The organism is Pseudomonas sp. LH21, from assembly GCF_036549575.1.
Lineage (GTDB): Bacteria > Pseudomonadota > Gammaproteobacteria > Pseudomonadales > Pseudomonadaceae > Aquipseudomonas > Aquipseudomonas peradeniyensis.
In genome coordinates this window covers 936,313-960,739 of the sequence record NZ_CP144367.1, presented here as the reverse complement: position 1 = coordinate 960,739, position 24,427 = coordinate 936,313, and the positions used below count along the sequence as shown (strand labels likewise).

Sequence of the window (24,427 nt, the reverse complement as noted above, 5' to 3'; positions counted from 1 at the left end):
TCAAGGTCTCGGATTCATCCACGGATTCAGGCCACCGCACGCGGCGGGAAGATCCGGGTAGGCACGAAGGGGATCAGGCAGATCAGGGCGACGGCGATGCCCGCCATCACCAGGTACAGGTCGGCCGAGGTCAGTACCAGGGCCTGTTCATGGATGCGCTTGGCCAAGCCAGTGGTGTTGTCGTCGATCAGTGGCGCGTTGCCCAGGCTGTCGACCAGGTGATTGGAGTGAAAATGCCGGCGCACGGTGCCCAGGGCATCGAGCAGGCCGCCGGCGATCACCGCCGACAGGCCCTTGACCGTGTTGAACCAGGCAGAGGCGAACGGGCCTTCCTGCGGGGTCATGCCATTGGTGGAAAGCATCAGCAGCGGCAGCACCGCCATGGGCTGACCGAACACCTGCAGCAGGTAGAACGGATAGAAATCGCCGCGGATCCACTGCGAGGTCAGCAGGCTGCTGCCCACGCACGAAACCGCCAGCATGGCCAGGCCCGTCGCCAGCACCCAGCGGCAGTCCACCGCGCGGATGTTGCACAGCGCCGCGGTCAACGGTAGGGCGATCAGCTGCGGCATGGCCACCAGCATCATCAACGGGCTGGTCTGCGCCGGGCGATAGCCCTGGATCTGCGCCAGGTAGGCGGACGGAATGCTGCCCACCCCCGAAAGCACGATCAGCACCCCGGCCAGGGTCACCAGGGCGAAGCTCAGGTTGCGCCGCGTGAGCATGCGCAACTGGAAGAACGGCAGCGGCTCGGACCATTCGTTGAACATGAACAGCACCAGCAGCAACACGCCACCGCCGAGCAGCCAGCAGATCTGCGGCGAGTCGAACCAGCCCCAGCGGTCGCCCAGCGACAGCCCGAGGACGATGCAACTGATCGCCGGCAGGCCGAGCAGCACGCCGCGCCAGTCCAGTTGCCTGAAACGCTCGAGGCGCAGCGGATCCTGGGGCAGGCCCCAGCCGACGCAGGCGATCGCCAGCAGCGAGGGCAGGATGATCTGCCAGAACGCCCACTGCCAGCCGACGTATTCGGTCCACAGGCCCGCCAACGGCGTGCCGAGGTTCGGCCCGAAGGTGGCGGTCAGGGCGTAGCAGGCCAGGCCGTAGACCTTGATGCCCGGCGGCAGGAAACGCAGCGCCACGCTCATCAGCATCGGTGGCAAGGCGCCCGAGGCGAAGCCCTGCAGCACGCGCAGCAGCATCAGGCTGTGCAGGTTGGGCGCGAAGGGTTGAATCAGGCCGAGCACGGCGAACACGCCGACGGCGCTCATGGTGAAGCGGCGCAACGAGAAGGTGGTGGCCAGCCAGGGCGCGAAGGCCATGGCCGAGACCGAGGCGGCGGCATAGACCGCCAGCAGCCAGGCACCTTCGTCGGCGCCGATGCCCATGGCGCCACGAATGTCGCTCAGGGAAATCTTGGTCACCGCCTCGTTGAGCCCGGCGCACAGCACCGCCAGCAACACGCCGAACAGCCCGACCACCACCCGCAGGCCGAACGCCGTCTGCGCGGGGGCGGCCGGTGCGGGGGCAGCGGCCAGCGCGGCGGAGGGCGCGGTCAGGGAACTCATGGATAGACATCTCCAGCAACAAATTCAGGGCTGGAGCAAGTCTATGAAGGTCGAATGCTGACGAAAACTGACTTGTTGGCAGGTTTATGTTGCGTCAGACGCAATCCACCGGAATCGGCGGCGCTTTCTTCGCGGGTAAACCCGCTCCTACAGGTTCATTGCTGCACTTGGATCCTGTGGGAGCGGGTTTACCCGCGAAGAAGGCGCCGCCAATATCAAGGCTCCCCCGCGCAGCAGGCGCGCATGGTCTGGCGCAACCAGCGATGCGCCGGGTCGTTGTCGAAACGCGGATGCCAGGCCTGCATCACCCGCACCCGCTCCAGCGGCACCGGGATCTCGAACGAGCGCAGCGGCAGGCCGAACTTGGTCACGCTGCCGAGGATGTTCGCCGGCATCGGCAGGATCAGGTCCGACTCCGGCAACGAGAACATCGCCGAATGGAAACTCGGCGTGATCAGCGCCACCCTGCGCTGCACGCCATGGGCGCCCAGTTCCACGTCGATCGGCCCATTGGCCCGTCCGCGTCGCGACACGCTGATCTGCGGATAGCGGGCAAAGCGCTGCGGGGTGATCTCGGCGTCGAAGATCGGGTGGTCGGCCCGCGCCAGCCCGACGAACCAGGTGTCGAACAGGCTCTGCACCTTGATCTCCGGCCCCATGTCGATGCTCGAACTGACCACCAGGTCGATCTGTCCGTGGCGCAGCACCAGGTCGTCGTCGCCCTGGTGCTCGGGGACGAAGCGCAGCACGGTGTTCGGCGCCTGCTCGAGCATCATGTGCAGCAGGCGCGCGCCATACAGGGCGATGAACAGGTCGTTGGTGCGGATATTGAAGGCCCGGTCGAGGTTCGGCAGGTCGACCTCGTCGCCACTGCGAAACACCAGACCGGCCTGTTCCACCAGCGCTCGTACCTGGTCGCGCAGGGCCAGCGCCCGGGGCGTCGGTACCAGGCCACGGCCGGCGCGCACCAGGATCGGGTCGCCCATGGCCTCGCGGATGCGCCCCAGCGTGCGGCTCATGGCCGCCGGGCTCAGGTTCATGCGCTGGGCGGCGCCGACCACGCTGCCTTCGTCAAGCAGGGCGTCGAGGGCGACGAGCAGATTCATGTCCGGGAGTTGCATGGCCGTTTTCCGTGACAGCTGTGGGAAACGCGATGGTATCAGGTTGGTGGATTGCGTCAGGCGCAATGGCACCGTGCGTGAAGGGCCATTTATCCCGGCCGGTCAATGCTTCAGCCTGTACCGGCCCGATCGCGGGCCAAGCCCGCTCCCACGCCAGCCACACAAGGTTCGTGGGAGCGGGCTTGCCCCGCGATGGGGAGATTAGGTTTCTACAAATGTCACCACCCTGCAAGGAACCCCCATGCCCCGCCCGGTCCTGATCGCCATCGACGCCTCCCCCGCCAGCCACGCCCTGCTCGACCTCGCCCGTCGTTACTGCCGCCCGGGCGAACACACCCTGCACGTGCTGCTGGCCATCGACGCTACCTTTGCCGTGCACGACCACCGTGCGGCCTACACCGAGGAAGAGTTGGAAGAATACCCCGCCGCCTGCGACGAACAGCAACTGGCCGAGCACGCCGTGAACAGCGCCGTGGGCACCCTGCGCGAAGCCGGGTTCGACAGCCTGGGCTGCATGGTCGCCGGCCAGCCGGTGGAGGTGATCGTCGCCAAGGCCCGGGAGCTTGAATGCGAGCTGATCATCATCGGCCACCGCCACCTGTCACGGGTCGGAAGGCTGTTGGACCCCTCGATCAGTGCCAAGGTCATCGACCGGGTGCAGGTGCCCGTGCTGGTCGGGGCTGCCTGAGCCCGAATAGCCGTTGATCAGGCAGTACACACGAGGTAATGCAATTGCATTGACCAGGTAATGCACTCGCATTACCTTGCTTGATACTACCCCTCGCGGACCTACGATCATGGCCACTACCTTCGAAGCCGAGTCGACCCTGACCGAGCGTTACCAGACCACGGTCCCCGAAACCGTTCGCCGTGCCTTGGGCCTGAAAAAGCGTGACAAGATTCACTACTCGATCCGCCCTGACGGAGCGGTGATACTGACCCGCGCAGAGACAGCCGAGGAAGACCCCGCCGTAGGGCAGTTCCTGGATTTCCTGGCCCGGGATATCGCCACCAATCCGCAACGATTGAAGGTTGTCGATGCAGAGCTCGTCGCTCGCCTGGATGCACTGGTGGGCGACGTTGAAATCGATCTCGATCAACCTCTCTCGGCGGACGATGAATGACTGAAACGAGGCGCAAACCTCTTTGCGTGCATGGCTGGAGCGTGTTCGCCCACCCCCTCTTTCTCGACAAGCTGGAGGCACTCATCGATGAAGTCGAAGTGCTTCAGAAGAAGGATCCGGTCGGCTACGTAAAGAAAAATGCGGCAAAACGATTGAAGGCCGTCAGACGCTTGGCCTTCGACGTCATTGCCCAGGCGCCTGGCAACCCTGACCATCGAATGGGCGGCACACTGGGCGCGGAACACAAGCACTGGTTTCGCGCAAAGTTCTTTCAGCAATACCGCTTGTTTTATCGCTATCACGCCTCCAGCAAGATCATCGTGTTGGCGTGGGTGAACGATGACGACAGCAAGCGCGCTTACGAAAGCAGTGACGATGCCTACAAAGTGTTCCGTCGCATGCTGGGCAGCGGACACCCTCCTGATGACTGGGACCAGCTGTTGCAGGAAGCGACCGCGGCAACAGCTCGATTCAACGCCACCCTCAAGCGCTGACACCTGCCCGCCAATCCAGCGATGGAGCCAGCGCAGTAACCCGATCAGTCCTCGCTCGGCTTGACCACCACCGTACAGGTCGTCCCCGCCGCCAGCAGGAACCCGTCCGGCACTTCATCGATATGGATCCGCACCGGCACCCGCTGCGCCAAACGCACCCAGTTGAAGGTCGGGTTCACGTCGGCGATCAGCTCACGGCTCTGCGGGTTGTCACGGTCGTAGATGCCACGGGCAATGCTCTCCACATGCCCTTTGATCCGCTCGCCGCTCATCATCTGCAGCTCGGCAACATCGCCCACCTTCACATGGGGCAGCTTGGTCTCCTCGAAGAAGCCGTACACCCAGAACGACTGCTCATCCACAACCGCCATCACCGCCTCGCCGGTGCGGGCGTAATCGCCCTTATGGATGTTCAGGTTGGTCACATAGCCATCGACGGTGGCGACGATCTGCGTGCGCTTGAGGTTCAGCTCGGCGGCCGCCAGCTGGGCCTGGGCGTGCTGGTAGTCGGCCAGCGCCGAATCGGCGATGTTGCTGGCGTCGTCGCGGTTCTCTTTCGAGATCACCAGGTTGTCCAGGTCGGCTCGGCGCTTGGCATTCACCTTGCGCATTTCCCAGGTGGCCTTGCGCGAGGCCACCAGCGCCTTGGCCTGGTCCACCGCCAGCTGATAGTGCTCGGGGTCGATGCGGATCAGCACGTCGCCCTTCTTCACCCGCTGGTTGTCCTTGACCGGCACGTCCACCACATAGCCCGGCACATCGGCGGCAACGTTGATGATGTCGGCGCGCACCCGGCCGTCGCGGGTCCACGGCGTGGTCATGTAGTGCAGCCACAACTGACGGCCGATCGCCACGGCAGCGGCCAGCACCAGCAGGGTGGCGATCAGGCTGAAGAACTTTTTCATTGCAGGATTCTCACCAGTAGAGCGACAGCGCCAGGGCGCCGAACAGGCAGACGAACAGCGACAGGCGCAGCAGCGCCGGGTGCCAGAAGAAGCGATAGCCATCAACGCTTGCGATGAACCGGTCCAGGCCCCAGGCCAGGCCCAGGGCGAACAGGAACATCAAGGTCATGGTGGGCATGTACACGCCATGGAAGGCGATCTCACGGGGCATGGTGCAATCCTTTCGCCGGGGCCAGCGGCGACTGTGGGTCGAGCAGGGAGGAACGGATGAAGTGCAGGTAGCTCTGCGCCCGGCGCAGCACCGAGGTGTCGAAGTGCCGGGCGAAGGGTTCGTCGGTGGCCTGCACGCGGCTGATGGCGTGGTCCACCGCCACCAGGGCGCGCTCGTGGTTGCTGGCGCTGGGTTGCAGGAACAACCGCGCCAGCGCCCGGCCCATCACGCGGATGGCCTGGCGCCAGGGCTGCGACTCGGCGTACGCCGGGTGGATCGGCGCGCGATCCTGCTCCTTGCGCAGCTCAATGATGGCGTGGCCAACCTCCAGTACGGTGAACATCCAGCCCATCAGCTCGCTCTGCACCTGCGGCTTGCCGGCGGCCAGGCCATAGGCCTGGTGCAGCAGGTCGCGGGTGCGGCTCTCGAACGCCGAGCCCAACCCGCGCAGGCGCCCGCCGATGGCGAACAGCACCTGCTCGCGCAGCTCCTGCTCCAGGCGGCTCCACAGCCAGCGGCTGTTGGGCGGCAGGATGATCGCCCCGGCTGCGGCGCAGACGAACATGCCGATGACCATGCCGATGTAGTCGTTGATGAAGGTATAGGGGTCATAAATGGTCAGGTTGTTCGGCACCGAACCGATGGCGAAGAACACTAGCAGGCCCAGGCCATAACCGGCATAGGCCGGGCGCGAGGCGAGGAACGCGCCAAGCACGAACACCGGCGCCAACACCATGCACAGCAGCGCAAAACCGTCGATCCAGGGGAACACGAAGAAGGTCTCGAAGAACCCGACGAAGGCGCCGATCGCCGTGCCGCAGGCCATCTGGAACGACATGCGCTTGGGGTTCGGCGAGGCCGCCGACAGGCCCACGGTGACCGTGGCGATCAAGGTCATCATGGCGCCGCTGGGCCAGTCACTGAGCAGCCAGTAGCTGCCCAGCAACAGCAGCACCGCCGAGGCGCGCACGCCGGCGGCCAGCGATACCAGCCAGCTGGTCTGGGCCACGTAGGGTTCGTCCCACTGTTCGCGTTCGTGCTTGTGCACGGCCAGCGAGGCGTGGGTCTCGGCGTAGCTGTACATCTCGTCGACGAAGCGGTAGAGCAGCTCGAAGGCGGTATGGAAGTCGAGCAGGTCGGATTCGCTCGGGTTGGTCTCCAGGTACTCGGCGCGAAGGCCACGCACCTGGGCCTGCAGGCCTTCCTTGTAGGTGCCCAGCTCCAGTGCCAGGCGCAAGGCATCGGCGTCGGTCAGAGCCCGACCGACATAGGGCTGCAGCAGCTCGGCCAGGGTGTCCAGGCCGGGCTCGATGGCGCCGACGATCTGCAACGGGCCACGGGCGCGCAGTCGCTCCAGCAACCGGTGCAAGGCATTGAAGCGCGTGGTGATGGCCATGAACTCGCTGTTCATCCGCACCAGGCGGCCGGAGCGTCGGCGCATGTGCGGGTCTTCGAAGGCGGTGACGTTGCGCAGGCTCTCCAGGCCCACCGCCTCGGCGACGAAGCGCACGTTGCTGGTCTCGAAGCGGTCGCGCTGGCTGTCGCCGCGCAGGGCCTCGACCACCACCCCGGCGAACACGCCGAAGCGCTGGTACAGGGCGTTGCGCATGGCGGCACTGGCCGACTGCGGCAGGATCGCGGCGCTGACGAAAGTCGAGACCAGAATCCCCAGGGCGATCTCCAGCACCCGCCACACCGCCGCCATGAACGCCTGGTCAGGGTGCTGCAGCACCGGCAGGCCGATCATCGCCGCCGTGTAGCCGGCCAGCACGAAGCCATAGGCGCGGAAGGTGCGGTAGCGCATGGCCCCCGCCGAGCACAAGCCGACCCACAGCGCCAGGCTGGGCAGGAACAGCTCGGTGTTCTGCGGGAAGATCGCTATCAGCGCGACCATCATCGCCGAGCCGGCCAGGGTGCCGAGCACCCGGTAGAAGCTCTTGGCGAACACATGGCCGCTCTGCGGCTGCATGACGATGAACACGGTGATCATCGCCGTGCGCGGCTGCGGCAGCTCCAGGCGCATGGCCAGCCACAGGGTGATGAACGCGGCGGCCAGCACCTTGAAGATGTAGACCCAGGTGACCCCGTCGGTGCGCGACCAGGCGAAGAAGCCCCGGCGCCACTCCAGGCTCCGCAGCCAGCGCAGGGGCAAGCTCGATGTGCTCATTCGGCGTGGTCCGGCTGGTCGAAGATGGCCAGGGTGGCCGGCGTTTTCGGGGCGGCCTGGCGTTCTTGATCAGGCACATCCTTGCCCGCCTCCAGGCCGCCGCCCAGGGCGGTGACCAGCTCGGCATGGGCGGTCAGGCGCGCGGCCTGCACCTGCTGCTGCACCTGTTGCTGGCGGAACAGCAGGGTCTGGGCGTTGAGCACGTTGAGGTAATCGGTCAGGCCACGCTGGAAAGCGACGGTGGCGATGTCGTAGGTCTTCTGCGCGGCGGCCACCGATTCGGCGGCGAAATGCGCCTGCTCCTTCATCGACTCGCGGCGGATCAGTTGGTCTGAGATGTTCTTCAGCGCGCCGATCACCGTCTGGTTGTAGCGCGCCACGGCCACGTCATAGCCGGCCGAGGCCACGCCCAGCTGCGAGCGCAGGCGACCGCCGTCGAAGATCGGCAGGCTGATGGCCGGCCCCACGTTGTAGTTGAACTTGCGCCCGGTGAGGAACTCCAGCGGGCCGCCACCGGTGGCCATGAAGCCAAGGCCGCCGACCAGGTCGACGTTGGGGAAGAAGCCGGCGTGGGCCACGTCGATGCCACGGGCCTGGGCCGCCACCTGCCAGCGACTGGCGACCACGTCGGGGCGCTGGCCGACCAATTCGGCGGGCAGGTTCGACGGCAGTTTCAGCGGCGCGCCGAGGGTCAGGGTCGGGCGTTGCAGCTTCGCGCCCTCCCCCGGTCCCTTGCCGGCCAGGGCGGCCAGCTGGTTGCGGGTCAGGGCGATCTCCTCGTTGAGGCTGTCGATCTGGCGGTGGGTTTCCGGCAGCGGCGCCTCGGCCTGGCTGACCTCGAAATGGGTGCCGATGCCACCGTCGAGGCGGCGCTTGGCCAGGGCGAGGATCTGCTCCTGCTGCGCAAGCTCGGCCTGGACGATATCGCGCCGGGCGTAGTGCAGGCTGAGCTGGATATAGGCGCGCACCACGTTGTTCTCCAGCTCCAGCTGAGCCTGGCGCGCCTCGGCGACGCTCATGTGCGCCTGGTCCACGGCCTGCTCGCTGGCATTGCGCTCGCGGCCCCACAGGTCCAGGGCGTAGCTGAAACCGATGGCGGCATTGTTGTCCCAGGTGTTGGCGCCGGACAGCGCGCCCGGGCCGTAGAACTGATCCTCGGGCCAGTTGTGGCGCTTGAGGGTGGCGTTGCCGTTGGCCTGCAGTTTTTCCGCCGACTCGACCACGCCGGCCATGGCCTTGGCTTCCCGCACCCGGGCGGCGGCCATGGCCATGCTCGGACTGCCGGCCAGGGCCTGGGCGATCCAGGCGTCCAGCTGCGGGTCGCCGTAGGCGCGCCACCATTGCTGGGCCGGCCAGTGGGCGTCGCGCGCGGCCTCGCGGATCGCGGCGTCGGTGGTCAGTTGGTTGGCTTGGAGGGTCTTGCTTTGCGGGGCGATGCCCCAGGTTCCGATACAGCCGCTCAAGGTGAGACAAAGGGCACAGGCACTGAACGCATGGAGCGCTCTGATGTGGCGACGCGGCACAGCTGCGATTTCCCGAGGAAGAGGTGGAGGGGCCGGGCAATTCTAGGGGCGGGTTTCATTGGCGATAAGCGCATATTCCTGCGAATCTTTGTTACCAAAACAGCGATAATCCGGCTTTAGTCGGAAGCGAAATTCCGCAACTTCATGTCACAATTTTGTCCTCTAAACCGAGAGTGACCCATGGACACCCTGCAAAACATGCGTGCTTTCAGTTGCGTGGCCCAGCTCGGCAGCTTCACCGCTGCCGCGGCGCAACTGGATACGACCACCGCGAACGTGTCGCGGGCGGTCTCCAACCTGGAAGCCCATCTGCAAACCCGCCTGCTCAACCGCACCACCCGGCGCATCGCGCTGACCGAGGCTGGCAAGCGCTACCTGATGCGCTGCGAACAGATTCTTACCTACGTGGAAGAAGCCGAGGCCGAGGCCAGCGACGCCCACGCCCGCCCCGCGGGGCAGTTGAAGGTGCATTCGATGACCGGCGTCGGCCAGCACTTCGTGGTCGACGCCATCGCCCGCTACCGCGAGTCGCACCCGGACGTGACCTTCGACCTGACCATGGCCAACCGCGTGCCCGACCTGCTGGACGAGGGCTACGACGTGTCCATCGTGCTGGCCAGCGAGCTGCCGGACTCGGGCTTCGTCTCCCAGCGCCTGGGCATCACCTACAGCATCGTCTGCGCCTCGCCCGAGTACGTGGCCCGTCACGGCAGCGCGCACAAGCCGGCCGACCTGCTCAAGCATGCCTGCCTGCGCATGGTCAGCCCGGTGATCCCGCTGGAGAAGTGGCTGTTCGACGGGCCGGAAGGCCAGGAGATGGTCAACATCACCACCTCGCCGTTCCAGGTCAACTCGGCGGACGCGATGAAGACCGCGATCCGCAGCGGCATGGGCGTGGGCGTGCTGCCGATCTATTCGGCCATCGACGGCCTGCGCGATGGCAGCCTGGTGCGGATCATGCCGGAGTACCGCCTGCAGGAGCTGAACCTGTACGCGATCTACCCGTCGCGCCAGTACCTGGATGCCAAGATCAAGACCTGGGTCGAGTACCTGCGCAATTCGCTGCCGGAGATTCTTGCCGCCCATGAGGCCGACCTGAAGACCCATGAGCTGCTGATCGCCAACTGAAAAAAGCGGCTGCATTGGGGGTAAGGACAATGGTAGGTTGCTAACCATTGATTCCAGCGTCTGGCAGACAGGGTCATGGGAGGGCTTCGCCCTCCATCGCGGCACAAGGCCGCTCCTACAGGGTTACGCGGTACCTGTAGGAGCGGCCTTGTGCCGCGAAAGGGCCGCACAGCGGCCCCGCTCTTCTGCCCGGCTCCACCTCACGCCTTGCAGAGAAGCAGCCCGATGAAAAAGACCGTCCTGGCCTTCAGCCGCATCACGCCAGCCATGGCCGAACGCCTGCAACAAGACTTCAACGTGATCGTGCCGAACCCGAAACGCGGCGACATCAGCGCCCAGTTCAACGAGGCCCTGCCCGAGGCCCACGGCCTGATCGGGGTCGGTCGCAAGCTCGGCCGCGCGCAGCTCGAAGGCGCGGGCAAGCTGGAGGTGGTGTCCAGCGTCTCGGTCGGCTACGACAACTACGACCTGGACTACTTCAACGAGCGCGGCATCGCCCTGACCAACACCCCCGACGTGCTCACCGAAAGCACCGCCGACCTGGGCTTTGCCCTGATCATGGGCTGCGCTCGGCGCACCGCCGAGCTGGATGCCTGGACCAAGGCCGGCCACTGGCAGGCCACCGTCGGCCCGGCGCAGTTCGGCTGCGATGTGCACGGCAAGACGCTGGGTATCGTCGGCATGGGCAACATCGGCGCGGCCATCGCCCGTCGTGGCCGCTTCGGTTTCAACATGCAGGTGCTGTACACCGGCAACAGTCGCAAGACCGCGCTGGAACAGGAACTGGGCGCGCAGTTCCGCAGCCTGGACGCATTGCTGGGCGAAGCCGATTTCGTCTGCCTGGTGGTGCCGCTGTCCGAGGCAACCCGCAAGCTGATCGGCGCCCGCGAGCTGCAACTGATGAAGCCCAGCGCGTTCCTGGTCAATATCGCCCGGGGACCTGTAGTGGATGAGGCGGCGCTGGTCGAGGCACTGCGCAATGGCACCATTCGCGGCGCCGGGCTGGATGTGTACGAAAAGGAGCCGCTCGCCGATTCGCCGCTGTTCAAGCTGCCCAACGCCCTGACCCTGCCGCACATCGGCTCGGCCACCGCCGAGACCCGCGAGGCCATGGCCAACCGTGCGCTGGACAACCTGCGGGCGGCGTTGCTGGGTGAGCGGCCGCGGGACCTGGTGAATCCGCAGGTGTGGAAGGGCTGAGCTTTTCAGCCCGAGTTACCTAACCTGTCGCGGGGTACCGCGATGGGACAAGGTTACTTGACTGCCAGCACGCCTTCGACCGGCCTGGATTTCGGCTTGCGGAACACCAGCACATTCCCCGCCATTACCGCTACCAGGCCCAGCAACGCCGGCGCCGTCCATTGGTAGCCCTCGGCGAATGCCGACACATTCAACGCCACCAGCGGGAACAGCACGGTGCAATAGGCTGCCCGCTCCGGCCCCATGCGTCCGACCAGGGTCAGGTAGGCGGTGAAGGCGATAACCGAACCCGGGATCACCAGGTACAGCAGCGAGCCGATGTAGCGGGCGTTCCATTCCATGTCGAAGGGGATGCCCTTGACCAGGCAGTACGCCGCCAGCATCGAGGCGCCATAGAGCATGCCCCAGGCATTGGTGGTCATCGGCTTGAGCCCGGCCTTCTGCTGCACGCTGGACAGCATGTTGCCGGCCGAGAAGCACAGCGTGCCGAGCAGGCCCAATCCCAGGCCGTACAAGGTCTCGCGGCTGGCGGCGTGGTGCGAGAGTTCCGGCCAGAACAGCAGTCCCAGACCGAGCAGGCCCAAGGCGCCGCCACCGAGCACATTGGCGGCGATCTTCTGGCCGAAGAAGATCCGGGCGTTGATGGCGTTCCACAAGGTGGCGGTGGAGAACACCACGGCGATCAGGCCGGTGGCAACCCACTGGCTGGCGGTAAGGAAGCACATGAAATTGACGCAGAACAGGCACAAGCCCTGGGCCAGGCATACCAGGTGACCACGCCGGTTCATCGGTTGCAGGCGGCGGGTGAGCAGCAGGAAGGCGAACAGGATCAGCCCGGCCAAGGCGAAGCGGTAGACGATCGACACCGGGATGGCAACCTCGCCCAGCTGCAGTTTCAGGGCGATCCAGGTGGTGCCCCAGATCAGGACGGTGAGCAGGTAGAGCGACAGGTTCATGATGGACTCCCTCGACAGGTATCAGGCCTATCGCGGGGCAAGCTGCTCCCACAGGGCGCATTGCGACCTCGGTGGGAGCGGGCTTGCCCCGCGATGAAAACCCCATGAGCCCAGTTTCTTGCGCCATCGCTGTTCGGCGCTTGCATAAACTTGCGCTTTTCCTCCCCGGCTAGCTGCCATCCCGGCGCCGGCGCAGTACGATGGCCAGCAGAGGAACCGCCCATGCCCCCACTCGATCACCTGCAGGTCTTCAACGTCCTGAACGCCTCGCCCCACGCCCGGCTGGAGCTGAGCGCGCAGCTGGGCGACGGGCTGGCGGCGGCCTTGTGGAGCAACCGCGACGATGCCCGCGACTACCAGGCGCCCAGCCATCACACACTGTCGTGCTACATCGCCGACGGCACCGGCACCTTCCGCCGCCAGCGCCCCAGTGATCGCGGCGCGCCGGACAAGCTGTGCGTGATGCCCGCCGGCCATGAGTCGAACTGGATAATCAACGGCTCGATCCGCCTGGCCCACCTGTACATCAGCGAGGAACAGTTCGCCCTCGGCTGCACCCGCCTGCTGGACCGCGAGCCGCGGGAGATGCAACTGCGCGAGGCGACCTTCCTCGACGACCCGCAGCAGGCCCGACGCTTTCGCGAGCTGATCGGCCTGGACTGGGCCGAGCCCGGCGAACGCCTGCTGGCCAGCAGCCTGGCCCACGACATCATCGACCACGCCGTGCTCAACCAGGTCGGCCTGCGCCAGGGCCTCAAGCTCAAGGGCGGACTGGCACCGCACCAGCGCCGGCAACTGGTGGACTATATCGAGGCCAACCTCGACCAACCGCTGACCTTGGGGGAGCTGGCGCTGCGCTGCAACCTGTCCGAGTACCACTTCGCGCGGATGTTCCGGGCGAGCTTTGGACTGCCGCCGCATCAGTACCTGCTGGCCCGGCGGCTGCAGCGGGCGTGCCGGTTGCTGCGCATGGGCACGTTGCCTTTGGGCGAGGTGGCGTTGCTGTGCGGGTTTGCCAGTGCCAGTCATTTCAGCAACCGGTTCAGGCAGGCGCTGGGGGCGACGCCGGGGGCGTATCGGGCGGCGTTCGCCAGTTGAATACTGGGGCCGCTTTGCGGCCCGTTCGCGGCACGAGGCCGCTCTCATGGAGCAAAACATAATTCTTTGATTTGACTGGGGCAGCGTGGGAGCGGGCTTGCCCCGCGATGCGGCGTTTGGCACCGGCTTCGCCGGTGATCGCGGGCAAGCCCGCTCCCACGCTGGAACCTTGTTCCCTGCGCGACAGCGCAGCCCGGAAGGCTGTGTGATCTCCTACAGGAGACCGCGTACCTCTGTAGGAGCGGCCTCGTGCCGCGAAAGGACCGCAAAGCGGTCCCGGCGATCTAGAACTCCAAGGTGCTCGACAAGCTCACCTGCCGCGCATCCCCCACCGCGACGAAATACCGGTTCACCGCCGAGCTGTAATACACCTTGTCGAACAGGTTCTTCACGTTCAGCTGCAACCGCACCTTGTGCTCGTCCAGTTTCGTTTCATAGCTGGCAAAGGCATCCGCCACCGTGTACGCCGGCAGGTCGAAGTCATTGGTGGCGTTCCCCGCACGTTCACCCACATAGCGCGCACCGGCCCCCAGCCTCAGGCGATCACCGCCGAACAAGCTGCCATAGTCATACACCGCCGACAGCGAACCACTGTGCCGGGCGACGTTCTGCAGGCGATTGCCCTTGAGCTGCGGGTCCTTGGTCACCTCGGCGTCGGTGAAGGCGTAGGCGCCGATCAGGCTCCAGCGCTCGCTGAGCTGGCCGGTCAGGTCCAGCTCGACGCCCCGTGAGCGCACTTCGCCCGCGTTGCTGTAGAGAATGGTGCCCGGCAGGGTGTCGCCGTCGGCCACCAGCACGTTGCGCTTGGTGATGTCGAACAACGCCAGGGTACCCGTCAGCGCCCCCGGCACATCGAGCTTGGCCCCGATTTCCCAGGACTTGCCCTCCTCCGGCGCGATGCCTGAGTCCAGGGTCAGGGTGCGACCACCGCCGATGCTCAGCGGGGCGATGGTCGAGTTGGGCTTGAACGACTCGCTGTAGCTGCCATAGAACGACAACTGGTCATCGACCTTGTACACCACGCCCGCATGGGGCACCCAGGTCTGGTCGCTGGTGTCGGTGTTGACGTTGAACGGCCGGCCGCGACCGGCGTACTGGTCGTATTGCTGGAAGCGCCCGCCGGCCACCAGGATCCAGTGCTCGTCCAGGTGCCAGGCGTCCTGCAGGAACAGCGAATCGGTGCGCAGCTTGTCGGTCTGGTCGCTGTCGCTGGCGCGCACGCTGGTGCCTTCCACTTCGCGGCCATAGACCGGGTTCAGGTAGCTGAAGGTCGAGCGGCTGTTCTGGCGGATCAGGTCGGCGCGGTAGACCTTGCGGTCCTCGTGGTCGACACCGACCACCAGGTCGTGGCGCATGCCCGCCAGCTCAACGCTGCCGTTGAGGCTGAGGGTGGCGAACTGGTCGCGGCTCAGGGCGCCCTGGGTGCCATCGATGCTGCGTGACAGCGTGCCCTTGCTTTCATCCACGCCGGTCACGCGGACCTGGCTGGCGTCGTAGGTCTCGCGGTTGAAGCTGTAGCCGAAGTGCAGTTTCCAGTCGTCGGCCAGGCGATGATCGACCTCCAGGCGGTACAGGTCGGAGCGACCCTCCATATCGTTGAACGGCTCGTCGAGGCGGCGGGTGGCGGGAATGTTCAACGGGTGGCCGTCACTGCCAAAGGCGGTGCCACGGTCGAACGGGTAGAGAAACTCGCGGTGCTCATAGGCCAGCACCACCTGGGTGTCCTCGCCGTACCAGGCCAGCGACGGCGCCACCAGCGACTCGCGGTGCACCCCGTAGTTGCGCCAGTAGTCCTCGTCCTCGTGATCGACGATCAGGCGGTAGGCCAGGTTGCTGTCACCCAGCGCCCCGGTGCTGTCCAGGCCGCCGCCGCTGCCGTTCTTGCCGCTGCCGTAGGTCGAGCCCCGCAGGGTCAGGGCGTTGTACTGCTGCAATTGCGGGCGCTTGCTGACCACGTTGATCACCCCACCCGGGTCCTGGATGCCATACAGCAGCGACGCCGGCCCCTTGAGCACCTCGACCCGCTCGGTACTGGCGTTGAGGGCGCGGCCCTGCACGATCGGCATGCCGTCGCGCATGATCGAGCCGTCGCGGTTGTCACCGAAGCCGCGCTTCATCACGGTGTCGGCGGTGCCGCCGAAGTTGTTGCCCTGGGTGATGCCGCTGACGTTGTACAGCGCATCGTCCAGGTTGCGCGGCGCCTGGTCGCGGATCACCTGGGCCGGGACCACGTTGACGGCCTGGGGGATGTCCAGCGTCGCGCCCTGGCCGCGCATGATCGAGGCACTGTCCGGCGGCTGATAGCTGTAGTCATCCAGCTGTGAGTTGATGGTGGTGGCCTGCAGGTTCAGCGCGCCGGAGGTGTCGAGCGGCTCCAGGGTCAGGGTGCGGGCATCGATCCGGCGCCAGGCCAGGCCCGAGTTGCCGAGCAACTGCTGCAGCGCCTGGTCGGCGTCGAAGGTGCCGTTGAGTGCCGGGGCCTGCACATCCGGCAGGGCCAGGGTGTAGACCACGCTCTGCCCGGTCGCGCGGCTGAAGGCGTTGAGTGCCTGGGCCAGCGGCTGGCTTGGCTGGGCGAAGCTGTAGACCTGGCTCTGCTGCGCGGCCAGGGCCTGGGGCACGATGGCGATAGCGGGCAGGGAGCAGAGGCCGAACCAGAGCGGGACGCAACGCGGGGTGAACTTCATGGACGCGGACCTGTGAGAGGGATGATCGTTTGCGAATGAATCGCACTTCCACTCACTACACGGATGCCGTGGGGGGATACCTCATCACCTGATCGAAAAATTTTTGCTTTACCGACGTCTTCGCGGGACAAGCCCGCTCCTACAGGGACCGCGCAAGCCTCGTGGGAGCGGGCTTGCCCCGCGATGGCGTCGGAACAGGTCAACGCAAGACGGTCAGCCGACCCAGCACCGTCTGCCGCGAGAAGCCCATCACCTTGCCCAGCGAATCCAGCGCCGCTAGTGGTTCCGCCACCGGGAAACTGCCACTGACCCTGCGCTGCCCCAGCTCCCCGTCGAGCAACAGGATCCGCCCGGGGTAGTAACGCCCCAGGTCCTCGATCACCTGCGCCAACGGCACCTGGTAATAGTTCAGCCAGCCCTGGCGCCAGGCCAGGCGGCTGTCGCTGTCCACCGCCTCGACCCCGCCGGCCACGCCGCCGGCATAGGCCAGTTGCTGGTTGGCCGTCAGCTCGCGGGCCGCCTGTCCTTGGGCCGGCGTCACCGCCACCCGCCCGCTGCGCACGGTGACCTGGGCGCCATCGCCCTGCCCGCGCACCTCGAACTGGGTCCCCAGCACTCGCACTTCACCGCCCTGGGCATCTACCAGGAACTGCTCGCCGGTATGGGTCACCTCGAAGAACGCGGCGCCGCGCAGCAACCGCACGCGCCGTTCGCCCTGGGCAAAATCCACCGCCACGGCAGTGCCGGCATCCAGGGTCAGCCGCGAATGATCGGCCAAGGTCACCTGCCGCACCTGCGCGCCGCTGGTGTAGTCGGCACGCAGGTCCTGCAGCCAGAACTGCGGCTGCCAGCCCGCCGCGCATCCCAGCGCCAGCACAAGACACGCTGCCACCGCCAGGCCGCGCCACGGCCGCTTGCGCGCGGGTCGGCGCATGGCGTCCAGATATTGTTGCAGGCCCTCTCGCTCCTCGAGTGCCAGCCGCGCCGCCGGTGCTTCGCTGAGGCGCCACAGCGCCTGGGCCTCGACATAGGCCTGGCGATGGGCCGGGCTCTCCAGCAACCAGCGCTTGAACGCCGCGCCCTCGGCTTGCGCCGGCTGCTGCTGGATGCGCCCCAGCCAGCGCAGGGCGGCCTGGGACTGTGCGGCAGTGATCGGCTGTTCAAGACTCATCGACGGGCGCTCCCTGGCCGGCGCAGTGGGGACGCGGGTTCGGCGACGCTCGCCTTGCACGCTTCGAGGGCGCGCATCATATGCTTTTCCACCGCGCTCTGGGACAACTGCATGGCCTTGGCGATCTCGCCGTAGGTGCAGCCATGGATGCGGTTGAGCAGGAAGATCTGCCGCGTGCGCTCGGGCAAAGCCCGCAGGGCCATCTCGATACGCTGCAGGTCGTGGTCGACCTCCAGGGCCTGCTCGGGGGCCTGGCTGCCCTGCGGCTCATCGGGGTCGTGCAGGCCTTCGGCGGCCCGGTCGCGGCTGCCTTCGCTGCGCAGGTAGTCGATGGCCAGGTTGCTGGCGCTGCGCAGCAGGTAGGTGTCGAGCGCCTCGACCTTCACCTCGGGGCGCCGCCAGAAGCGCAGGAACAGGTCCTGGACCAGGTCCGACGCCGTGGCGCGGCAGCCGACGCGCCGGCTGACCAGCGCCTCCATGCGCGCGCGCTGGGCCAGGAATACCTGGACAAAACGCGCCCGACCGCCGCCAGCCTCGGAGTCGCTCAAGGGCCTAGACCGCCAACACGGCCAGCAGTGGCCCGAGCACCAGGCTGGCGAGCGCCGCCCCGAGCAGCAGGCGCGGCTGGTACGGCAGGCCGAACACCCACAACGTAACCCCGGCCATCAGCAAGGCGATCCATTCCACCAGGCCCAGGGCCCAGCCGCGCCCGTGCACGGCAAGGATCAACGACAGCAGCAGCAAGGCCCAGCCCGCGACCTTCAAGGCTCGTAGTTGCCGGCCCGTGGGCTTGCGCCCGAGCAGGTCGTTGAAATGCTTTTCCATGGCCAGGCACAGGCCGGCGAAACCGGCGAAGCCCATCAGCGCGATCCCCAGCATCAGCTCGCCTCCACGGTCTTGGCGGCACGTGGCGCACGCTTGGCGACCGCCTTGGGCGCACGCAGCATCTTGCCGGCAGCCCAGGCCAGGAACAGGCCAGTGGCCAGCGCCGTCAGGTCGAAACCGGCCATCGCCCAGTCACCCGCGGCGATGGAGTGATCCAGGCCCTTGTCGGTGATCAGCGCGTTGAGCAGCGGCAGCACGACGAACGCCAGCGCCCCCAGGGTCAGTTGTTCGCCCCAGGCACGGCGCCCGCTGCGCAACATGGCGTGGAGCAATGAGGCGCCCCAGGCCAGGAAGAAAGCATTGATCTCCCAGTCGGCCCGCCCATCCATGGCCGTAGGCAGCAGGCGATTGGCCCAGAAGAACGCCGCCACGCCCAGCAACAGGCCGCTCATGCTGGCGATGTTCAGCACTTCGACCAGGCGCAGCTCGCCGGGCATGCGCTCGCTCTTGGCATGCTTGAGCTGGCGCTTGCCCAGCCACATCACCAGCCCCGTGCCGATCACCGCTGTGCCGGCCACGCCGAAGGCGAAGTACAGCCAGCGCAGCCAGGGCCCGGCGAAATTGCCCATGTGCAGGCCGACGAAGGTGAAGGAGGTGGTCATCGCCGCGCTTTCCGGCGCGCCGCGACGCAGCAGCTCGCCGCTGACGCCATCGAAGGTCCAGATGGCGCTGCGCTGGTAGGCGACGCTGTCGGCCGAGGCGCGGGTGAAGGTGACCCGGGCGTTGCGGTCGCCGGGATTGTGCACCTGGATGTAGCCCATGCGCGCCCCCGGCGCCTGTTCCTGGACCTTGGCGTACAGTTCGGTCAGTGGCGCCAGCGGCGCGGCCTGGGCCGCCGCCTTGGGGACTTCGTCGCGGCCGAACACATCGTTGAAATAGCCGCTGCTGTCGCCGTAGCTGGCCAGGATGCTGGCCGGCATGACCATGTACATGAAGATCACCAGACTGCTGTAGCTGATCATCAGGTGGAACGGCAGCACCAGCACGCCGATGGCGTTGTGGCCATCGAGCCAGGAGCGCTGGCCCTTGCCCGGGCGGAAGGTGAAGAACTCCTTGAAGATCTTCTTATGGGTGATGATCCCGGTGACCAGCCCCAGCAGCATGATGAAGGCGCAGAAGGTCGACAGCCAGCGACCCCAGGGGTGGGGCATCTGCAACTGGAAGTGGAAGCGGTAGAAGAACTCGCCGCCACGGCTGTCACGGGCCTCGACCGCCTCGCCGGTGCGGGCGTCGAGTTCCTTGTCGGTGAAACCCCGGCGCCCGCCGCCGTTCGGGTCGCGCCAGCTGACGCTCAGCGCCGCCTCGCGCTCGCTGGGCAGGCGGATGAACCAGGTGCTGGCGTGGCCGGCATTGGATTCCAGGTATCGCTGGGCAAGGCCAAGACTGCTCACCGGGTCGAGCGGATGGCTCTGCACCTCGGGCTGGGTCCAGTGGCTGATTTCTTCCTTGAAGTACGACAGCGTCCCGGTAAGGAAGATGGCGAACAGCAGCCAGCCGAAGATCAGGCCGGTCCAGGTGTGCAGCCAGGCCATGGCCTGGCGGAAGCCTTCTTTCATGGCAGGTTCATCCAGTAGGCCAGTGCGTTGATCAGCCCCAGCGCCAGGCTTGGCAGCAGCATGCCCAACCAGGCGCGCCAGGCGCTGCGGCAGGCGAAGCACCAGATGAAGGCGATCAGGTAGAAGAGGAACGACAGCATCATCCCGGTCATCGTCGCGTCGGCCTGGGTCATCGGCGCAAGCAGGGTGATGCAGACACTGGCCATCGACGCCAGCAGGTAACCGCCCAGCAACGCGGCCAGGCTGCGTGAGGTCACGGCCAGGCGGTAGCTCAGGGGAAGGCCGGCGGCTTTACTCTTCATGGCGAGGGTCCGGGAAATGGGGCTGCAATACTAATGATTTCAATTCTCATAAGCAAAGCATGCCGGCACCAGCGGTACGCCTGCCTTGCGTCGGCAGCGATTGCCGAACACCGACGGCATGAATACAATGCGAACAATTCTTACTTCCAGTTGCGCTTTGCGGCGCCGGAGTCGTATCGGTGTCCAGTGCCCTCTCTTCCACCGTCGAAGGCCTCTACCACGCCCATCTCGGTTGGCTGACCGGCTGGCTGCGACGGCGCCTGGGCTGCCCGCAGAGTGCCGCCGACCTGGCCCAGGACACCTACCTGCGCCTGCTGCAGGCCCGCGAGACGCCGCAGCTGATCGAACCCCGTGCCTTCCTCACCACCGTGGCCAAGCGTGTGCTGTGCAACCACTTCCGCCGCCAGGAACTGGAGCGCGCCTATCTCGAGGCCCTGGCCCAACTGCCCGAGCAGGTGGCCCCCAGCGAGGAAGACAAAGCCATCATCCTCGATACCTTGCTCGAACTCGACCGCCTGCTAGATAGCCTGCCGCCGCTGGTCAAGCGCGCCTTCCTGCTGGCCCAGGTCGATGGCCTGGGCCAGGGCGAGATCGCCCGCGAGCTGCGCATTTCCCTGGCGACGGTCAAGCGCTACCTGCACAAGGCGGCCTTGCGCTGCTATTTCGCCCTGTGAATCCTGCCTTTCAAGGTTTTGCGATGTTTGAGATATGACTGATCCAATTCGAGATTGCTGGGGTCGCTTTGCGACCCTTTCGCGGCACAAGGCCGCTCCTACAGGGGGCGCGGTCGCCTGTAGGAGCGGCCTTGTGCCGCGAAAGGGCTGCAAAGCAGCCCCGGCAAATCCAAACCGGACGCCAATTCTCAATACGCTGAAAGGGCTGCCCCTGTGAACGCAGCCTTTTCCTCGCAAATCGCCGAACAGGCGGTGCACTGGCTGATCGAGTCGCAGAGCGACGACTTCGACCAACACCAGGCCCTGGAGCGCTGGCTGCAGGCCGACAGCGAACATCAGCGGGCCTGGGCCCATATCCAGCAGGTCAACCAGCGCCTGCGTGGCGTCACCGCTCCGGTGGTCCACGCCACCCTGCAGGCGCCGCCGTCGCCAGGCAGGCGTCGCGCCCTCAAGGCGCTACTGCTGGTAGGGGTGGCCAGTGCCGCCGGGCTCGGCCTGCAACAACACAATCCGCTACCAGGACTGACGGCCGACTACCGCAGTCCGGTCGGCCAGCGCCGCCGTCTGACCCTCGACGACGGCAGCCAGTTGCACCTGAACACCCGCAGCGCCGCCGACGTGCGCTTCGACGGCCAGCAGCGCCTGGTGCGCTTGCAGGAAGGCGAGCTGCTGCTCGAGGTGAGCAACGATCCACGGCCACTGCGCCTGGCCACGGCCCAGGGCGAGCTGCATCTGCACAGCGGACGCTTCGACGTCCGTCAGTTCGACAGTTACAGCCTGGTATCGGTGTTCAGCGGCAGCGCCAGCGTGGCCGGCACACCGCTGCTGGCCGGGCACCAGGCGCGCTTCGCCCGTGGCGGCTGGCAGGCGGTCGCACCGCTGGACCCCAACCGGGCGGCGTGGGTGGAAGGTATGTTGGTGGTGTCACAGATGCGCCTGGCTGACTTTCTCGCCGAGCTGTCGCGGTATCGACTCGGGCAGTTGGGATGCAGCGAGCGGGTGGCGGATTTACGGATTTCCGGATCGTATCCGCTGGCAGACAGTGAGCGGATCCTGGAGATGCTGGAAGTGACGCTGCCGGTGAAGGTGCGACGGTTCACCCGGTACTGGGTGTCGCTCGAGGCGGCGTCAACGGGCTGAGAGGCAAGCCCGCTTCCACGAATCCCGACTCCAACCCAAATTTATTTCATTTCTGTTGAGCCATTTCCCGAACCTCGCGTGACAGAGAAGACAGACCCCCTTGTCACAGGACCTCCGTCACATGCCCCTGCGCCTCAGTCCCCTCGCCTACGCCCTGATCCTCGCCGCCCCGCTCGCCCTGGCCGGCGAACCCCGCGGCTATCACATCGCTCCTGGCACACTGGAACAGGCCCTGAACCAGTTCGGTCGCGAAAGTGGCGCGCTGATCTCGTTCAGCCCGGGCCTCACCCAGGGCCTGAGCAGCCCCGGCCTGGAAGGCCAGTACGAGGTCGGCCAGGGGCTCGATGCCCTGCTGCGCGGCACTGGCCTGCAGGCGCGCCTGGAGACCGACAACGCCTACAGCCTGCAACCGCTGCCGGCCACGGGCAGCAATGCCCCGGTCGAGCTGGGCGCCTCGACCGTGGTCGGCGACTGGCTGGCCGAGGCCCGCCAGGACAACGTCTTCGAGCACCCAGGCGCCCGCGACGTGGTGCGCCGCGAGGAATTCGAACGCAGCGGCGCCAGCAGCGCCCGCGAAGTGCTCAACCGCATTCCCGGCGTCAACGCTCCGGAGAACAACGGTACCGGCAGCCACGACCTGGCGCTGAACTTCGGCATCCGTGGCCTGAACCCACGCCTGGCCTCGCGCTCCACCGTGCTGATGGACGGCATTCCGGTGCCCTTCGCGCCCTACGGCCAGCCGCAGCTGTCGCTGGCGCCGATCAGCCTGGGCAACATGGACGCCGTGGACGTGGTGCGCGGCGGCGGCGCGGTGCGCTACGGGCCGCAGAACGTCGGCGGCATCGTCAACTTCGTCACCCGCGCCATCCCTGAAGAAGCCACCTTCAAGGCAGCGATGCAGAACCAGATCAGCCCGTCGTCCAGCCAGGATGGCCTGAAGAACAGCGCCAACCTGCTGATCGGTGGCACCAATGCCAACGGCCTCGGCGGCGCCCTGCTCTACTCCGGCACCCGGGGCAGCGACTGGCGCGAGCACAGCAATACGCAGATCGACGACCTGATGCTCAAGGGCAAGCTGCAACTGGACGACGCCAACAGCCTGCACGCCATGGCCCAGTACTACGAGGGCGAAGCCGAGATGCCCGGCGGCCTGAGCACCGCCGCCTTCGACGCCGACCCGTACCAGTCGACCCGCCTCAAAGACAAGTTCTGGGGCCGCCGCACCCTGTTCAACATGGGCTACGACTACAAGCAGGACAACCGCCAGTTCAGCGTCAACAGCTTCTTCACCAAGACCCTGCGCAGCGGCTACCTCGACCAGGGCAGCTTCGTCTCGATGTCGCCACGCGAGTACTGGGTACGCGGCATCGAGACCCGCTTCTCGCAGGGCCTGGCCTTGGGCGACAGCTGGCACGAACTGGGCATCGGCTACCGCTACGTCAACGAGGCCGGGCATGAACTGCGCTACCGCGAGCCGGTCAACGGCGCCCTGCCGACCACCGCCAGCCGCAACGACCGCGACACCCGCGGCAGCACCGAAGCCCACGCCATCTACCTGGATGATCGCATCGACATCGGCCGCTGGACCATCACCCCGGGCATCCGCTACGAGATGATCGACTCCGAGCAGAGCAACAAGCTCAACGGCCAGCAGTACCAGGGCAGCTACAACACCGCCCTGCCGGCCCTGAACGTGATGTACCACCTCACCGACAATTGGAACCTCTACGCCAATACCGAAGGCTCGTTCGGCAGCGTGCAGTACAGCCAGATGCCCAACCGTGTCAGCAGCGGCGAAGTGAAGCCGGAGAAGGCGCGCACCTGGGAAGTCGGCACCCGCTACGACAATGGCGACCTGCAGGCCGAGATCGGCGCCTTCCTGATCAACTTCGACAACCAGTACGAAAGCAACCAGACCAACGACTCGGTGATCGCCCGCGGCGAAACCCGCCACCAGGGCATCGAGACCAGCGTGCGCTACGCCCTCGACGGCCTGAGCCCGGCCCTGGCCGGCTTCGACGTGCACGCCGGCTACGCCTTCGTCGATGCCAGCATCCGCGAGGACGGCCCGAACAAGGGCAACCAGGTACCGTTCTCGTCCCGCCACAAGGGCACGCTGGGGATCGGCTACACCGAAGGCCCGTGGCAGTTGAACCTGGACAGCAGCTTCCAGAGCAGCCAGTACGCCGACAACGCCAACACCGCCAGCGAGAGCGCCGACGGCAGCACCGGGCGCATCCCCGGCTACATGCTGGTCAGCACCCGCGCCGGCTATGACTTCGGCCCTGCGCTTTCGAACCTGAAGGTGGCGGTGGGGGTGAAGAACCTGTTCAACCGCGAGTACTACACCCGCTCGTTCGACGACAACAACAAGGGCAAGTACGTGGGTGAGCCGCGGACGTTGTATGTGCAGACGTCGGTAGCGTTCTGACGGCCTAGGGCAGAGGTGGATGACGCCGTTCCCTCTGTAGGAGCGGCCTTGCCGAGGCGTCGGACCGGCCGGAAAGGGCCGCGAAG

The 24,427-nt window shown here is 66.4% G+C and carries 22 protein-coding genes; 9 read left to right on the top strand and 13 right to left on the bottom strand.

Annotated features, from left to right (window positions below; all coding sequences use genetic code 11):
* Positions 1 to 26 precede the first annotated feature (26 nt).
* Together VUG52_RS04555 and VUG52_RS04550 are read right to left on the bottom strand one after the other, a co-directional pair.
* On the bottom strand, positions 27 to 1,568 hold the full coding sequence (locus VUG52_RS04555) for an MFS transporter (RefSeq protein WP_050704331.1): 1,542 nt from the start codon (positions 1,566 to 1,568) through the stop codon (positions 27 to 29).
* A 215-nt stretch (positions 1,569 to 1,783) separates the two neighbouring features.
* A complete protein-coding gene (locus VUG52_RS04550) occupies positions 1,784 to 2,689 on the bottom strand; it encodes a LysR family transcriptional regulator (RefSeq protein ID WP_050704330.1) in 906 nt (301 codons plus the stop codon).
* Positions 2,690 to 2,930: 241 nt separating this feature from the next.
* Between VUG52_RS04550 and VUG52_RS04545 the strand changes: the two genes are divergently transcribed.
* The 3 genes from VUG52_RS04545 to VUG52_RS04535 all read left to right on the top strand — a co-directional run bounded on the left by VUG52_RS04545 (position 2,931) and on the right by VUG52_RS04535 (position 4,307).
* Positions 2,931 to 3,377, top strand: coding sequence for a universal stress protein (locus VUG52_RS04545; RefSeq protein WP_052896297.1), 447 nt, complete (start codon positions 2,931 to 2,933; stop codon positions 3,375 to 3,377).
* A 109-nt stretch (positions 3,378 to 3,486) separates the two neighbouring features.
* On the top strand, positions 3,487 to 3,813 hold the full coding sequence (locus VUG52_RS04540; RefSeq protein ID WP_050704328.1) for a type II toxin-antitoxin system PrlF family antitoxin: 327 nt from the start codon (positions 3,487 to 3,489) through the stop codon (positions 3,811 to 3,813).
* Positions 3,810 to 4,307 carry a type II toxin-antitoxin system YhaV family toxin gene (locus VUG52_RS04535; RefSeq protein WP_050704327.1) on the top strand — a complete coding sequence of 166 codons (498 nt, stop codon included), beginning with the start codon at positions 3,810 to 3,812 and terminating at the stop codon, positions 4,305 to 4,307. The genes VUG52_RS04540 and VUG52_RS04535 overlap by 4 nt, the downstream gene beginning before the upstream one ends.
* A 44-nt stretch (positions 4,308 to 4,351) precedes the next feature.
* Here the strand turns inward: VUG52_RS04535 and VUG52_RS04530 are convergent, their stop codons facing one another.
* Genes VUG52_RS04530 through VUG52_RS04515 form a run of 4 tightly spaced genes read right to left on the bottom strand, consistent with a single transcriptional unit; the run spans position 4,352 to position 9,113 of the window.
* Entirely contained in the window at positions 4,352 to 5,212 is an 861-nt protein-coding gene (locus VUG52_RS04530; RefSeq protein ID WP_050704326.1) for an efflux RND transporter periplasmic adaptor subunit, read from the bottom strand.
* 10 nt (positions 5,213 to 5,222) lie between these two features.
* Positions 5,223 to 5,423: a DUF1656 domain-containing protein gene (locus tag VUG52_RS04525; protein ID WP_028689551.1), complete on the bottom strand. Its 201-nt coding sequence runs from the start codon at positions 5,421 to 5,423 to the stop codon at positions 5,223 to 5,225.
* Positions 5,413 to 7,590, bottom strand: a complete 2,178-nt coding sequence (locus tag VUG52_RS04520; RefSeq protein ID WP_050704325.1) for an FUSC family protein — start codon at positions 7,588 to 7,590, stop codon at positions 5,413 to 5,415. The genes VUG52_RS04525 and VUG52_RS04520 overlap by 11 nt, the downstream gene beginning before the upstream one ends.
* Positions 7,587 to 9,113 (bottom strand): efflux transporter outer membrane subunit, encoded by a 1,527-nt coding sequence (locus VUG52_RS04515; protein WP_050704324.1) that lies wholly within the window; start codon positions 9,111 to 9,113, stop codon positions 7,587 to 7,589. Before VUG52_RS04515 ends, VUG52_RS04520 begins: the two co-directional genes overlap by 4 nt.
* A 180-nt stretch (positions 9,114 to 9,293) precedes the next feature.
* Between VUG52_RS04515 and VUG52_RS04510 the strand changes: the two genes are divergently transcribed.
* Together VUG52_RS04510 and VUG52_RS04505 are read left to right on the top strand one after the other, a co-directional pair.
* Positions 9,294 to 10,241 carry a LysR family transcriptional regulator gene (locus VUG52_RS04510; RefSeq protein WP_028689548.1) on the top strand — a complete coding sequence of 316 codons (948 nt, stop codon included), beginning with the start codon at positions 9,294 to 9,296 and terminating at the stop codon, positions 10,239 to 10,241.
* A gap of 225 nt (positions 10,242 to 10,466) precedes the next feature.
* Positions 10,467 to 11,441, top strand: coding sequence for a 2-hydroxyacid dehydrogenase (locus tag VUG52_RS04505; RefSeq protein WP_050706840.1), 975 nt, complete (start codon positions 10,467 to 10,469; stop codon positions 11,439 to 11,441).
* 53 nt (positions 11,442 to 11,494) lie between these two features.
* Here the strand turns inward: VUG52_RS04505 and VUG52_RS04500 are convergent, their stop codons facing one another.
* A complete protein-coding gene (locus VUG52_RS04500) occupies positions 11,495 to 12,397 on the bottom strand; it encodes a DMT family transporter (protein WP_050706841.1) in 903 nt (300 codons plus the stop codon).
* A gap of 222 nt (positions 12,398 to 12,619) precedes the next feature.
* Between VUG52_RS04500 and VUG52_RS04495 the strand changes: the two genes are divergently transcribed.
* Positions 12,620 to 13,495 (top strand): AraC family transcriptional regulator, encoded by an 876-nt coding sequence (locus VUG52_RS04495; RefSeq protein ID WP_050706842.1) that lies wholly within the window; start codon positions 12,620 to 12,622, stop codon positions 13,493 to 13,495.
* A 284-nt stretch (positions 13,496 to 13,779) separates the two neighbouring features.
* On the opposite strand, the gene VUG52_RS04490 is transcribed toward VUG52_RS04495, so the two are convergent.
* The 6 genes from VUG52_RS04490 to VUG52_RS04465 all read right to left on the bottom strand — a co-directional run bounded on the left by VUG52_RS04490 (position 13,780) and on the right by VUG52_RS04465 (position 20,096).
* Positions 13,780 to 16,182, bottom strand: a complete 2,403-nt coding sequence (locus VUG52_RS04490) for a TonB-dependent siderophore receptor (RefSeq protein ID WP_050706843.1) — start codon at positions 16,180 to 16,182, stop codon at positions 13,780 to 13,782.
* A 199-nt stretch (positions 16,183 to 16,381) separates the two neighbouring features.
* The gene (locus VUG52_RS04485; RefSeq protein WP_050706844.1) at positions 16,382 to 17,353 is read right to left on the bottom strand and encodes a FecR family protein; all 972 of its coding nucleotides are present in this window, start codon (positions 17,351 to 17,353) and stop codon (positions 16,382 to 16,384) included.
* Complete coding sequence (locus tag VUG52_RS04480) at positions 17,350 to 17,901, bottom strand: RNA polymerase sigma factor (RefSeq protein ID WP_050706845.1); 552 nt, start codon at positions 17,899 to 17,901, stop codon at positions 17,350 to 17,352. The genes VUG52_RS04485 and VUG52_RS04480 overlap by 4 nt, the downstream gene beginning before the upstream one ends.
* Positions 17,902 to 17,905: 4 nt before the next feature.
* Positions 17,906 to 18,232 (bottom strand): DUF3325 domain-containing protein, encoded by a 327-nt coding sequence (locus VUG52_RS04475; RefSeq protein ID WP_050706846.1) that lies wholly within the window; start codon positions 18,230 to 18,232, stop codon positions 17,906 to 17,908.
* Complete coding sequence (locus tag VUG52_RS04470) at positions 18,232 to 19,794, bottom strand: PepSY-associated TM helix domain-containing protein (RefSeq protein WP_050706847.1); 1,563 nt, start codon at positions 19,792 to 19,794, stop codon at positions 18,232 to 18,234. The genes VUG52_RS04475 and VUG52_RS04470 overlap by 1 nt, the downstream gene beginning before the upstream one ends.
* The gene (locus VUG52_RS04465; protein ID WP_050706848.1) at positions 19,791 to 20,096 is read right to left on the bottom strand and encodes a DUF3649 domain-containing protein; all 306 of its coding nucleotides are present in this window, start codon (positions 20,094 to 20,096) and stop codon (positions 19,791 to 19,793) included. The genes VUG52_RS04470 and VUG52_RS04465 overlap by 4 nt, the downstream gene beginning before the upstream one ends.
* A 179-nt stretch (positions 20,097 to 20,275) precedes the next feature.
* Between VUG52_RS04465 and VUG52_RS04460 the strand changes: the two genes are divergently transcribed.
* The 3 genes from VUG52_RS04460 (at position 20,276) to fecA (ending at position 24,341) form a co-directional block, all read left to right on the top strand.
* Complete coding sequence (locus VUG52_RS04460) at positions 20,276 to 20,770, top strand: sigma-70 family RNA polymerase sigma factor (RefSeq protein WP_331832478.1); 495 nt, start codon at positions 20,276 to 20,278, stop codon at positions 20,768 to 20,770.
* A gap of 213 nt (positions 20,771 to 20,983) precedes the next feature.
* The gene (locus VUG52_RS04455) at positions 20,984 to 21,910 is read left to right on the top strand and encodes a FecR family protein (RefSeq protein ID WP_331832477.1); all 927 of its coding nucleotides are present in this window, start codon (positions 20,984 to 20,986) and stop codon (positions 21,908 to 21,910) included.
* A 121-nt stretch (positions 21,911 to 22,031) separates the two neighbouring features.
* The gene (fecA, locus tag VUG52_RS04450) at positions 22,032 to 24,341 is read left to right on the top strand and encodes a TonB-dependent Fe(3+) dicitrate receptor FecA (RefSeq protein WP_331832476.1); all 2,310 of its coding nucleotides are present in this window, start codon (positions 22,032 to 22,034) and stop codon (positions 24,339 to 24,341) included.
* Positions 24,342 to 24,427 lie beyond the last annotated feature (86 nt).

Bases quoted from the DNA above. Each gene is read 5' to 3' on its own strand.
- VUG52_RS04555 (WP_050704331.1), bottom strand. From the start codon at position 1,568: ATGAGTTCCCTGACCGCGCCCTCCGCCGCGCTGGCCGCTGCCCCCGCA.
- VUG52_RS04550 (WP_050704330.1), bottom strand. From the start codon at position 2,689: ATGCAACTCCCGGACATGAATCTGCTCGTCGCCCTCGACGCCCTGCTT.
- VUG52_RS04545 (WP_052896297.1), top strand. From the start codon at position 2,931: ATGCCCCGCCCGGTCCTGATCGCCATCGACGCCTCCCCCGCCAGCCAC.
- VUG52_RS04540 (WP_050704328.1), top strand. From the start codon at position 3,487: ATGGCCACTACCTTCGAAGCCGAGTCGACCCTGACCGAGCGTTACCAG.
- VUG52_RS04535 (WP_050704327.1), top strand. From the start codon at position 3,810: ATGACTGAAACGAGGCGCAAACCTCTTTGCGTGCATGGCTGGAGCGTG.
- VUG52_RS04530 (WP_050704326.1), bottom strand. From the start codon at position 5,212: ATGAAAAAGTTCTTCAGCCTGATCGCCACCCTGCTGGTGCTGGCCGCT.
- VUG52_RS04525 (WP_028689551.1), bottom strand. From the start codon at position 5,423: ATGCCCCGTGAGATCGCCTTCCATGGCGTGTACATGCCCACCATGACC.
- VUG52_RS04520 (WP_050704325.1), bottom strand. From the start codon at position 7,590: ATGAGCACATCGAGCTTGCCCCTGCGCTGGCTGCGGAGCCTGGAGTGG.
- VUG52_RS04510 (WP_028689548.1), top strand. From the start codon at position 9,294: ATGGACACCCTGCAAAACATGCGTGCTTTCAGTTGCGTGGCCCAGCTC.
- VUG52_RS04505 (WP_050706840.1), top strand. From the start codon at position 10,467: ATGAAAAAGACCGTCCTGGCCTTCAGCCGCATCACGCCAGCCATGGCC.
- VUG52_RS04500 (WP_050706841.1), bottom strand. From the start codon at position 12,397: ATGAACCTGTCGCTCTACCTGCTCACCGTCCTGATCTGGGGCACCACC.
- VUG52_RS04495 (WP_050706842.1), top strand. From the start codon at position 12,620: ATGCCCCCACTCGATCACCTGCAGGTCTTCAACGTCCTGAACGCCTCG.
- VUG52_RS04490 (WP_050706843.1), bottom strand. From the start codon at position 16,182: ATGAAGTTCACCCCGCGTTGCGTCCCGCTCTGGTTCGGCCTCTGCTCC.
- VUG52_RS04485 (WP_050706844.1), bottom strand. From the start codon at position 17,353: ATGAGTCTTGAACAGCCGATCACTGCCGCACAGTCCCAGGCCGCCCTG.
- VUG52_RS04475 (WP_050706846.1), bottom strand. From the start codon at position 18,232: ATGCTGGGGATCGCGCTGATGGGCTTCGCCGGTTTCGCCGGCCTGTGC.
- VUG52_RS04470 (WP_050706847.1), bottom strand. From the start codon at position 19,794: ATGAAAGAAGGCTTCCGCCAGGCCATGGCCTGGCTGCACACCTGGACC.
- VUG52_RS04465 (WP_050706848.1), bottom strand. From the start codon at position 20,096: ATGAAGAGTAAAGCCGCCGGCCTTCCCCTGAGCTACCGCCTGGCCGTG.
- fecA (WP_331832476.1), top strand. From the start codon at position 22,032: ATGCCCCTGCGCCTCAGTCCCCTCGCCTACGCCCTGATCCTCGCCGCC.